The organism is Alistipes indistinctus YIT 12060 (genome assembly GCF_025144995.1).
In the GTDB taxonomy this organism is placed as follows: Bacteria; Bacteroidota; Bacteroidia; order Bacteroidales; family Rikenellaceae; genus Alistipes_A; species Alistipes_A indistinctus.
Genome location: NZ_CP102250.1, coordinates 1,548,421 through 1,561,038, shown reverse-complemented (window position 1 = coordinate 1,561,038; position 12,618 = coordinate 1,548,421). Strand labels below are relative to the sequence as shown.

Below are 12,618 nucleotides of genomic sequence, written 5' to 3'. Positions count from 1 at the left end.
GCAAATGGAATCTGCAAAACACAAGAATTATGCGCTGCCCATCGCGATGATGTTCGCGCTGTTCGCGATGATTTCGTTCGTGACCGGATTGACCAATCCGCTCGGCGTAATCATCAAGAACCAGTTCGGCGTACCCAACTGGATGTCGCAGCTGGGCAATGCCGCCAATTTCATCGCCTATGCTTTCATGGGCATTCCGGCCGGTATGCTGCTCAAGCGGATCGGTTACAAAAAGACCGCTTTGGCTGCGATTGCCGTCGGTATCGTCGGCGTAGGCACGCAGTTCTTCTCGGGTATCGTGCCGGAGAACATGGCCTTTGCCATCTACCTGACGGGGGCTTTTGTGGCCGGTTTCTCGATGTGTATGCTCAACACCGTGGTCAACCCGATGTTGAACACGCTCGGCGGCGGCGGTAAGCGGGGCAACCAGCTGATCCAGTTCGGCGGCTCGCTGAACTCGATTTCGGCTACGATCGTTCCGGTTTTCGTCGGTTACCTGATGGGTAATGTGGCCACTGCCACGATCAACAAGGCGAATCCGGCGCTTTTCATTGCGATCGGCATCTTCGCACTGGCGTTTATCGTGCTCTATTTTATGCAGATTCCCGAACCGGCACAGGAGATCGAAGCGCAAAAAGAGTCTGCGGAAGGTGTTAAGGATCCGCACAGCGCACTTTCGTTCCGTCACTTTATTCTGGGTGCGGTTGCCATTTTCCTTTACGTGGGTGTCGAAGTCGGTATTCCGAACTTCGTCAACCTGTTTCTGTCGACGCCTGTCGATGCCGTGGACAGCGTGCCGGGGTTGGGGTATGAAGCGGCCCTGGCCGGGTCGATCTGCGGAACTTACTGGTTCCTGATGCTGATCGGCCGTCTGTTCGGCGGTTTCCTCGGCGCTAAATTCTCCAGCAAGGCGATGCTGACCTTTGTGTCGCTGTTGGGCCTGTTGTTCGTATTACTGGCTATTTTCCTGCCCGAAACGATCAAGGTCGACATGCCGGTGTTCCAATCCGATATTTCGTTCGGTCTGGCTGAAGTGCCCATCGGTATCATGTTCCTGATCCTGTGCGGTCTTTGCACCTCGGTCATGTGGGGCGGCATCTTCAACTTGGCGGTTGAGGGGCTGGGCAAGTACACCGCAATGGCATCCGGCATCTTCATGGTGATGGTTTGCGGCGGCGGTATCCTGCCGTTGATCCAGGGCGGTGTAGCCGACCTGTTCGGTTATATGGCCAGCTATTGGGTCGTCTTCGCGGCCCTGATCTACATGCTTTACTACGCATTGATCGGCTGCAAGAACGTCAACAAGAATATTCCGGTGGATTAAGACCGGATGCAGTCGGGTCCTGTCGGCTTGCTCTTGTGCAGGTCAGGACGGGATGGGCTCACCGAATGGATTTTGATAAAGCGCTCCGGACCTCCGGGGCGCTTTTGTTGTCATGTCGTCCGTATTGTATGATATTTTTACGTTGGTGTCTAAAATATTTACATTTCCGTTTTTTCTTGTTATTGGATAATGAGTTGCAAGTTAAATGTATATGCGAATGGCTCGTTTGTTGACCGTATCAATGCCGACAAACTTGAAGTGAAACTACAGTACGTTTACGCATGATCCGTTTTTTTAAGATTTCGTTGAAGGCATTGCAGCGTTTCAAGACGGCCGCTATCCTCAATTTACTGGGGCTTGCGCTGGCTTTCACGGCCTTTCTGGTCATTGTGCTGCATACTTGGAACGAGTATAACTATGATAACTACCACCCGAACAAGGAACATATTTTTAAAGTCGAGTTTTTGCGGGACAATAATACCTGGGAGGATGGTTATGCACGGGTATTGTTCGAACACCTCTTTTCCGGATCCCCGCAAATCCGGGCTTACGGTATTTTCATGGATTACGCATTTGGGCCGGGGGTGCCGATGTCTCCGGGCGCCCATCCCGGAGAATTGGTGTATTATGAGAAGGTAGATCGCATTACGCCCGGATTTACGGATGTAATCCATTTCGATATCCTGGAAGGGAATGTGAAGGCGATTGCCGACCCCGATCAGGTATTGATTCCGGAGAGCGTCGCCCGGAAATTTTTTGGTAAAGAGAGCGCCGTGGGTAAGCCGATCGTTTTGCTGGATGCATTGAGTGCGGGAGGTAAAATAAAAGTATCGGCCAATCAGGAGCTAAACGCGGTGTTGTATGTAGGTGGTGTGTATCGGAATTTTCCTGAAAACTCCCGGATCCGGAACGTCATCTATTCGGGTATTCCTCCGCAGGAGATGATGCACGAGTGGTATACCGGAGGATACCGGGCCTATGTTTTGTTGGAAGACCCTGCCCGGGCCGGAACTTTGGCGGAAACCCTGACCGAAAAGAACCGGGAGTTGCTTTCCGGACTAGTTATCCATAAAATCCGGTTCCGGCCGTTGACCGATCTCTATTTTGCCGAGAAAGCCAAGGGCGATACCGCTCCCGGCGGGAACAAACAGCTGACCGATATCCTCCTGGTGGTGGCTGTGCTGATCCTGGTGGTGGCTGTTGTCAACTATGTCAATTTTTCGGTTGCGCTGACGCCTGCCCGCATCAGGGGCATCAATACACAAAAAGTGTTGGGATGTTCCGTCGGTACCATTCGCAGGAATATTGTTTCGGAAGCGATTATGATGACCGTTACGGCCTATCTGCTGGCCTTGCTGGTCACGTCGGTCGTCTTCAGGCACGGGTTGTTGAACCGTTTGCTTGGTAACGGGCTGTCGCTTTCGGACCATTTGCCGTTGGTGGGGATGACTTTCGCGCTGGCTTTGATTGTGGGAGCGATAGCCGGACTCTATCCGGCGTGGCATATGACGGCATACCCTCCGGTCATGCTTCTCAACGGCTCGTTTGCGGCGACCGGGCGTGCCAAAATGTTGCGGAAGGCATTGATCGGTTTTCAATACGTGGTGTCTATCGTGCTCATTATTTGCGCCTTCGTGATACAGCTCCAGCACCGTTATGTGAGCCGTACCGATGTCGGTTTTGATAAGGAGCATATCCTGCAGGTAAGGCTTTCGCCGGGAACCGGCGCAAAGAGTGAATTGTTCCGCCAAAAGCTGATCCGACATGCCGGAATTGTCGATGTGGCGTTTGCCGAAGATGAATTTGTCCGGGATGAGGGGAAAGCCCATATTGCCTATTATTATCAAAACGAGCGGTTAACGCAGTATTGGATCGGGGTTTCACATAACTTCCCCGCCGTGATGGGCATTCCTATCGTAGCCGGCCGGGATTTCCGGCCTGGAGATGAAATGCCGGTAGCGGGCCATGCCGTCTGCATTGTCAATGAAACGGCTGCGAAAGAGTTGGCTTCGGTTTCGGCCGGGAAGCGAGGAGAAAAGACAAGTGCGGATTATCGGAAAATTGCCGGGGATACTTTCTTGGATTACCGTACGACGGTCCGCATTGCGGGGGTCTTTAAGGATATCAATTTCGAATCTTTATACCGCCCGATCGAGCCGCTCGGATTGTGGGTCGCTTCGCCGGGACACTACCGGTATGATAAACCGTATGGCTATTCGTATGTCAAGGTCACTGGTAACCCGCTGGCAGCCATTGACCACATCCGGGTTACGTTAGAGGAACTCGATCCGGTCTATCCTCCCCAAATCGATTTCTTGGATGCAGCGATGGACGCCTTGTACCAAAAGACCCGGAATCAGGGGACAATCGTGATTTTATTCAGCCTGATTGCAGTGCTGCTCGCAATTATGGGGGTATTCGGCCTCGTGATGTTCGAAGCGCAAAGCAGACGCAAGGAGATTGCCGTACGGCGCGTGTTCGGTGCTACCGTTCCGGAAGTGTTGATGCTGTTCAATTCGGGATTCGTGAAAATCGTTCTCATTTGTTTCGTCGTGTCGGTTCCGCTGGCTTGGTTCGGAATACATAAATGGCTGGAGAGTTTTGCGTACCGGGCACCGATCCGTATTTGGGTTTTTGTTGTCCCGCTGTTGCTGGTACTGATCCTGACCGTATTGACAGTGACTTTCCAAAGCTACCGGGTTGCCACGACCAATGCGGTGAAATCGTTGAAAGGGTAAGTAATCCTGTTCTTATCGGTTTTGTTCGATACCGGTAAACGTCTGCTGAAGATTAGCAGATTTGGCTGATTCGGAGGACCGGCCGAATCCAAAGCAAGAAGGCAGGGCCATCCATGGTCCCGCCTTCTTAACAATATGTATGCAAGGAAATTATCTATTCCTGCGACTGTGTACCTACCATTGAATTGTAATCGTCCATCGACCCGACGAGAATGCTTTGGTACTTCGGTTCGCCCGTACCGGCCGGAATCAGGTGGCCGCAGATTACGTTCTCTTTCAGCTTCTCGAGCGGGTCGCTCTTGCCGAGTATGGCCGCTTCGTTCAGCACTTTGGTCGTCTCCTGGAACGATGCTGCCGACATGAAGCTGCTGGTTTGCAGTGCCGCACGGGTAATACCCTGCAGGATCTGGTTCGAGGTGGCAGGGATGACGTCGCGTACCTCGACCAGTTTCTGGTCTTTGCGTTTGAGTACAGAGTTCTCGTCACGCAATTTGCGCACGGTGATGATCATCCCGGCGCGCATCGTAGGCGACTCGCCCGGATCGGTCACGACGACCTTGTCGTACAGTTCGTCGTTGACCTCCATGAACTCCCACTTGTCGACGATCTGCTCGGGCAGGAAACGGGTATCGCCCGGATCGTCGATCTGTACCTTGTTCATCATCTGGCGCACGATCACCTCGAAGTGCTTGTCGTTGATCTTCACACCCTGCATGCGGTATACCTCCTGTACCTCGTTGACGATGTACTCCTGGACCTTAGTCGGGCCCTGGATGGCCAGAATATCGCCCGGAGTGATCGCTCCGTCCGAAAGCGGCGTACCGGCACGGACATAGTCGTTCTCCTGCACGAGGATCTGACGAGACAGCGGTACGAGGTAACGCTTCACGTCGCCCATTTTCGAGGTAACGACGATTTCGCGGTTGCCCCGCTTGATCTTTCCGAACGAAATCTCACCGTCGATTTCAGATACGATGGCGGGATTCGACGGGTTACGGGCCTCGAAGAGCTCGGTAACACGCGGCAGACCGCCGGTGATATCACCCGCCTTACCGATGGCGCGCGGGATCTTGATCAGGATTTCGCCTGCTTTGATCGTAGCATCCTCTTTCACGACGATGTGAGCGCCGACAGGCAGGTTGTATTGCTTCTGCTCGTCGCCTTTCTTGTCGAGAATCTTGATGACCGGGTTCTTCGTCTTGTCTTTCGACTCGATGATCACCTTTTCACGGAAGCCCGTCTGTTCGTCGAACTCGTCGCGGTAGGTGACGTTCTCGATGACGTTCTCGAAGGCGATCTTACCGTCGTATTCCGAGATGATAACCGCATTGTACGGATCCCATTCGCAGATCAGGTCGCCCTTTTTCACCAGGTCGCCGTCGTTCATATAGAGTGTCGAGCCGTATTGCAGGTTGTGCGTATAGAGTACGATGTCGGTGTTGACATCGACGATGCGCATCTCCGCGAGGCGGCTGATGACCATATTGACCTCTTTGCCTGCTTCGTTCTTGCTCTTGACGGTGCGCAGATCGTCGATCTCGAGGCGGCCTTCGTAGCGGGAAACGACACTGTTGTCGGTTGCCACACCTCCGGCGACACCACCGACGTGGAAGGTACGCAGCGTCAGCTGGGTACCCGGCTCGCCGATGGACTGCGCGGCGATTACGCCGACCACTTCGCCTTTCTGTACCATGCGTGCGGTAGCCAGGTTGCGGCCGTAGCACTTTGCACAGACGCCCTTGCGGGATTCGCAGGTCAATACCGAACGGATATCGACCGATTCGATACCGGCGGCATCGATAGCCGCAGCGATATTTTCGGTGATCTCTTCTCCGGCAGCGACGATCAGTTCGCCCGTGTGCGGGTTGTGCACGTCGTGCACGGTGGTACGTCCGATAATGCGTTCGTAGAGGGTTTGCACCACGTCTTCATTGCGCTTGATGGCCGTAGCCGTCAGGCCGCGAAGCGTGCCGCAGTCCTCTTCGCTGATGATCACGTCCTGCGCTACGTCGACCAGACGACGCGTCAGGTAACCGGCGTCGGCCGTCTTCAGTGCGGTATCGGCCAGACCTTTACGGGCACCGTGCGTCGAGATGAAGTACTCCAGTACCGACAAACCCTCTTTGAAGTTCGAAAGGATCGGGTTTTCGATGACCTGACCGCCTTCTGCTCCCGATTTCTGCGGTTTGGCCATCAGGCCGCGCATACCGGAAAGCTGGCGAATCTGCTCTTTCGAACCACGGGCTCCCGAGTCCAACATCATATAGACCGGATTGAAACCCTGCATGTCCGAGGTGAGGTGGTCGAGCACCGTCTTGGTCAGCTTCATGTTGATATTGGTCCAGATATCGATGATCTGGTTGTAACGCTCGTTGTTGGTGATAAGACCCATGTTGTAGCTCTCCATCACCTCGTCCACGCGTTCGTAGCCCTCCTGTACCAGTTTGTCTTTCTCTTCGGGGATGATGACCGCGTCGAGGTTGAACGACAAGCCGCCCTTGAACGCCATTTGATAACCGAGGTTCTTGATCGCGTCGAGGAACTCGGCAGCCTTGTCGGCACCGGCTTTCTTCATCACCAGTGCGATGATGTCGCGCAGTGAACGTTTGGTCAATACCTCGTTGAGGTATCCCACCTCTTTGGGGACCACCTGATTGAACAGGATACGTCCGATCGTGGTATCGATCAGTTTCTTGACCGGCTGGTCGTTCTCGTCAAGCGTGTCGGCCATCACCTTCACTTTGGCATGCAGGCCTGCACGGTTTTCGTTATAGGCGATGATCGCTTCTTCGGGTCCGTAGAAAGCGAGTCCTTCGCCTTTCGAACCAGCACGCTCTTTGGTGATATAATACAGACCGAGTACCATGTCCTGCGACGGCACCGTGATCGGCGCGCCGTTGGCCGGGTTCAGGATGTTGTGCGAACCGAGCATCAGCAACTGGGCCTCCAAAATGGCTGCATTGCCCAGCGGCAGGTGCACGGCCATCTGGTCGCCGTCGAAGTCGGCGTTGAAGGCGGTACAAGCCAGCGGGTGCAATTGCAGGGCCTTGCCCTCGATCAGTTTGGGCTGGAAAGCCTGGATACCGAGCCGGTGCAGGGTCGGTGCACGGTTCATCAGTACCGGGTGGCCTTTGATCACGTTCTCGAGGATATCCCAGATCACCGGGTCTTTGCGGTCGATAATCTTCTTGGCCGATTTAACGGTCTTGACAATACCGCGTTCGATCAGCTTGCGGATGACGAAAGGCTTGTACAGCTCGGCTGCCATGTCTTTCGGAATACCCATCTCGTGCATCTTCAGCTCGGGGCCGACGACGATTACCGAACGGGCCGAATAGTCGACACGTTTACCGAGCAGGTTCTGGCGGAAACGTCCCTGTTTACCCTTCAGACTATCCGAAAGCGATTTGAGCGGGCGGTTCGATTCCGTCTTCACGGCATTGCTTTTGCGCGAGTTGTCGAACAGGGAATCCACGGCCTCCTGCAACATGCGTTTCTCGTTGCGCAGGATGACATCCGGTGCTTTGATTTCGATCAACCGTTTCAGACGGTTGTTACGGATAATCACGCGACGGTACAGGTCGTTCAGGTCGGAAGTGGCGAAACGGCCGCCGTCCAGCGGAACGAGGGGACGCAGTTCTGGCGGGATCACGGGGATCACCTTGAGGATCATCCACTCGGGTTTATTCACTTCGCGCGATTCGCGGAATGCTTCCACGACGTGCAGGCGCTTGAGTGCTTCGGCCTTGCGCTGCTGCGAGGTCTCCGTGCTGGCCTTGTGGCGCAGCGAATAGGAGAGCTCGTCGAGGTCCACGCGCTGCAACAGCGTGTAGATCGCTTCGGCGCCCATCATGGCGATGAACTTGTCCGGGTCGGAGTCGTCGAGCTGTTGGTTGCCTTTGGGCAAAGCATTGACGATATCGAGGTACTCTTTCTCTGCCAGCAGGTCGAGTTCGGCCACGCCGTTCACAGCGGCGGCTCCCGGCTGAACCACTACGTAACGTTCGTAGTAAATGATCGCTTCGAGTTTCTTGGTCGGGATCCCCAACAGGTAGCCGATTTTCGAGGGCAGTGAACGGAAATACCAGATATGCGCTACCGGAACGACCAGCGAAATGTGCCCCATACGTTCGCGGCGCACCTTCTTCTCGGTCACTTCCACGCCGCAACGGTCGCAGACGATGCCTTTGTAGCGGATACGCTTGTACTTGCCGCAATGGCATTCGTAGTCTTTGACCGGACCGAAAATGCGCTCGCAAAAGAGGCCGTCGCGTTCCGGCTTGTACGTACGGTAGTTTATCGTCTCAGGCTTGAGGACCTCTCCGCTCGAATTTTCCAGAATCTCCTCGGGAGATGCCAGACCAATCGAAATCTTCGAGAATCCGCTTTGTGCCTTGTTGTCTTTCTTGAATGACATATTTTTACTCCTTTTATTTATTCATCAAACTTCGTCAGCCGTGTGCGGTGCGACTCCGGGGCAGGAAACCGGTTCGGGAGACGATGAACGCTCCCCGTGCCTTTTGCTTTTGTTTCTGCTTCCGGCTGCAGCCTTCCGGCTAAGCACCTTAGTCCAGCTTGACGCTGATGGCCAGACCCCGCAGTTCGTGCAGCAGCACGTTGAGCGATTCGGGAATACCGGCTTGCGGCAGGTTGTCGCCTTTGACGATCGCTTCGTAAGCTTTGGCACGGCCCATTACGTCGTCGGACTTGATAGTCAGGATCTCCTGCAGGATGTTGGCGGCTCCGAATGCCTCGAGCGCCCACACCTCCATCTCACCGAAACGCTGACCGCCGAACTGCGCTTTACCGCCGAGGGGCTGCTGCGTAATGAGCGAGTACGGACCGATCGAGCGGGCGTGCATCTTGTCATCGACCATGTGGCCCAGTTTGAGCATGTAGATCACGCCCACTGTCGCCGGCTGGTCGAAACGTTCGCCCGTACCGCCGTCGAAGAGGTAGGTGCGGCCGCTGCGCGGTACGCCTGCCTGTGCGGTGTACTCGTTGATCTGTTCGAGCGATGCCCCGTCGAAAATCGGCGTGGCGAACTTCAGTCCCAATTCACGGCCGGCCCAACCGAGCACGGTTTCGTAAATCTGGCCGAGGTTCATACGCGAAGGCACACCCAACGGGTTCAGCACGATGTCGACGATCGAACCGTCTTCGAGGAACGGCATATCTTCGTCGCGCACCACCTTGGCCACGATACCTTTGTTACCGTGGCGGCCGGCCATTTTATCGCCCACGCGGAGTTTACGCTTTTTCGCGATGTAAACTTTCGCAAGCTGGATGATGCCGGCGGGCAGTTCGTCACCGTTGGTGAGGTTGTACTTGTCGCGTTTGAGCACGGCATCAGCCTCTTTGTATTTGATGATATAGTTGTTGATCGTCTTTTCCACCAGCGAATCCAAATGGGCGTCGCCCGTCCATTTGTCCGCCGCTACGTTCAGGAAGTCGATCTCCCCGAGCATTTTCTGCGTAAAACGGGTGCCTTTGGCAACGATCTCCACGCCGAAGTAGTCGCGGATACCGGCGGTCGTCTTGTCTTTGAGCAGGACGGCCAGTTTTTCGAGAAGGCGGCTGCGCAGGACTTCGGCCTGTTCGTTGAACGCCATGTCGAGCTTTTCGAGTTGTGCCTTTTCTGCGGCTTTGCTCTTTTTGCCGTCACGGTTGGCCCGGCTGAACAGTTTTTTGTCCACGACAACGCCGAAGAGCGAAGGTTGTGCTTTCAGCGAGGCATCCTTCACATCGCCCGCTTTATCGCCGAAGATCGCACGGAGCAGTTTCTCCTCGGGAGACGGATCGCTTTCGCCTTTCGGCGTGATCTTACCGATCAGGATATCGCCTGGTTTGATGTTCGCACCGATGCGGATAATGCCGTTTTCGTCGAGATCCTTGGTGGCGTCTTCGCTCACGTTCGGGATATCCGAGGTGAGTTCCTCGACGCCGCGTTTCGTGTCGCGCACCTCCATGATGTACTCGTCGACATGCACCGAAGTGAAGATGTCGTCGCGCATCATCCGTTCGGAGATCACGATGGCGTCCTCGAAATTGTAACCCTTCCACGGCATGAAAGCCACTTTCAGGTTGCGTCCCAGTGCCAACTCGCCTTTCTGCGTCGAATAGCCTTCGGTCAGGATCTGGCCCTTGGTTACCTGCTCACCCTTGCGGACGATCGGTTTGAGGGTGATCGACGTATTCTGGTTGGTTTTGCGGTAACGCGGAAGGTTATAAGTCGTTACCTCGGGATCGAAGCTGACGAGCTTCTCTTCGTCGGTACGTTCGTATTTGACCTGAATCTGGGTAGCATCTGAGAAAACAACCTCGCCGTTACCTTCGGCAACGATCTGAATGCGGCTGTCCCCGATCATGTCGTCTTCCAGGCCGGTACCGACGATCGGTGCCTCGGGCATTACCAACGGTACGGCCTGACGCATCATGTTCGAACCCATCAGCGCGCGGTTCGCGTCGTCGTGCTCGAGGAACGGGATCAGGCTGGCCGCGATCGATGCGATCTGGTTCGGCGCGACGTCCATCAGGTTTACCTCTTTATCGGTTACTACCGGGAAGTCGCCTTCGTAACGCGCCTTGATCTTATCCGCGTTCAGGAAATGGCCTTTATCGTCGAGCGGGGCATTCGCCTGTGCGATGACCAGACCCTCCTCCTCTTCGGCGCTCAGGTAAACGACATCGCTGTTCTTGAGATCCACGACGCCGTCCTCTACCTTGCGGTAGGGGGTTTCGATGAAGCCCATGTCGCTGATCTTCGCATAGACGCACAGCGACGAAATCAGACCGATGTTCGGTCCCTCCGGAGTTTCGATCGGGCAGAGACGGCCGTAATGCGTATAGTGTACGTCGCGCACCTCGAAACCGGCGCGTTCGCGCGACAGACCACCGGGACCGAGGGCCGACAGACGGCGTTTGTGCGTCATTTCGGCCAGCGGATTGGTCTGGTCCATGAACTGCGAAAGCTGATTCGTGCCGAAGAACGAATTGATCACCGACGAAAGGGTCTTCGCATTGATCAGGTCTACGGGGGTGAACACTTCGTTGTCGCGGACGTTCATGCGTTCGCGAATCGTACGCGCCATGCGCACGAAACCCACGCTGAACTGGTTGGCCAGCTGTTCGCCCACCGTGCGGACACGGCGGTTGCTCAGGTGGTCGATGTCGTCCACGTCGGTTTTCGAGTTGATCAGCGAGATCAGGTATTTGATGATCGCGATCATATCCTCGCGGGTCAGTACCCTGACCTCCGGGGAGATGTCGAGACTCAGTTTCTTGTTGATCCGGAAGCGGCCCACGTCGCCCAGGTCGTACCGCTTGTCGGAGAAGAACAGTTTCTCGATCACGTCGCGAGCGGTCGCCTCATCGGGCGGTTCGGAGTTGCGCAACTGGCGGTAGATGTACACCACGGCCTCTTTTTCTGAGTTGCACGGGTCCTTCTGCAGCGTGTTGTAGACGATCGAGAAGTCGATACTCCCCGGAGCCTCTTTGTGGATCAGGATGCTCTTTGCGCCCGATTCGACGATATCCTCGATGTGGCGCTCTTCGAGTACCGTTTCGCGGTCGATGATGATTTCGTTACGTTCGATCGAAACCACCTCGCCGGTATCTTCGTCGACGAAATCTTCCACCCATGTCTTCAGCACACGGGCAGCAAGGCGCTGGCCCACCACTTTTTTAAGGTTGGCCTTGGTGACCTTGACCTCTTCGGCCAGGTCGAATATCTCTAAAATCTGACGGTCGCTCTCGAAGCCGATGGCGCGGAGCAGGGTGGTGACCGGCAGTTTCTTTTTACGGTCGATGTAAGCGTACATCACGTTGTTGATGTCTGTCGCGAACTCGATCCAGGAACCCTTGAAGGGGATGATACGGGCGGAATAAAGCTTCGTCCCGTTCGTATGGGTGCTCTGTCCGAAGAAGACGCCGGGCGAACGGTGCAACTGGGATACGATGACGCGCTCGGCGCCGTTGATAACGAACGTGCCGCGGGGAGTCATGTAGGGGATCGTCCCGAAATAGACATCCTGGACTACCGTGTCGAAATCTTCGTGTTCAGGGTCTGTACAGTATAATTTCAGTTTGGCTTTTAACGGAACACTGTACGTGAGGCCGCGTTCCAGGCACTCGTCGATCGAGTAACGGGGCGGATCGACGTAGTAGTCGATGAATTCCAGCACGAAGTTGTTGCGGGTATCGGTGATCGGGAAGTTCTCCATGAAAACCTTGTAGAGGCCTTCGTTCTTCCGGTTCTCCGCAGTGGTGTCCAGTTGAAAAAAGTCTTGAAAGGATTTGAGCTGCACCTCCAGCAAATCGGGATAGGGCATCCTGTTTTTGACCGAAGAGAAGCTGATACGTTTATTATCTGTTTTTTGGGACATTGGATCCAATATTAAATTTGAAGACTAGAACTGTTGCTGTACATCTTATCCCTTAGCGGTCCGAAGCGCGTGCGGGAATGGTCCCATCCGTGGCACGATGAAAATAAAAAGGGGAACTCTCCGGGCCGAAAACGGGCGACTCTTCACAGAGGCCCGTAATGTTAAATGAGAA

4 protein-coding genes are annotated in these 12,618 nt (G+C 54.9%); 2 read left to right on the top strand and 2 right to left on the bottom strand.

Annotated features, from left to right (window positions below):
• Positions 1–4: 4 nt before the first annotated feature.
• Together NQ495_RS06635 and NQ495_RS06630 are read left to right on the top strand one after the other, a co-directional pair.
• Positions 5–1,324, top strand: coding sequence for an MFS transporter (locus tag NQ495_RS06635; RefSeq protein WP_009133735.1), 1,320 nt, complete (start codon positions 5–7; stop codon positions 1,322–1,324).
• 281 nt (positions 1,325–1,605) lie between these two features.
• A complete protein-coding gene (locus NQ495_RS06630; RefSeq protein ID WP_009133736.1) occupies positions 1,606–4,062 on the top strand; it encodes an ABC transporter permease in 2,457 nt (818 codons plus the stop codon).
• A 154-nt stretch (positions 4,063–4,216) separates the two neighbouring features.
• Here NQ495_RS06630 and rpoC read toward each other — a convergent pair whose 3' ends face one another.
• A complete protein-coding gene (gene rpoC, locus NQ495_RS06625; protein ID WP_009133737.1) occupies positions 4,217–8,479 on the bottom strand; it encodes a DNA-directed RNA polymerase subunit beta' in 4,263 nt (1,420 codons plus the stop codon).
• Between the two features lie 148 nt (positions 8,480–8,627).
• Positions 8,628–12,446, bottom strand: a complete 3,819-nt coding sequence (gene rpoB / locus NQ495_RS06620; RefSeq protein WP_040294183.1) for a DNA-directed RNA polymerase subunit beta — start codon at positions 12,444–12,446, stop codon at positions 8,628–8,630.
• Between the last annotated feature and the right edge of the window lie 172 nt (positions 12,447–12,618).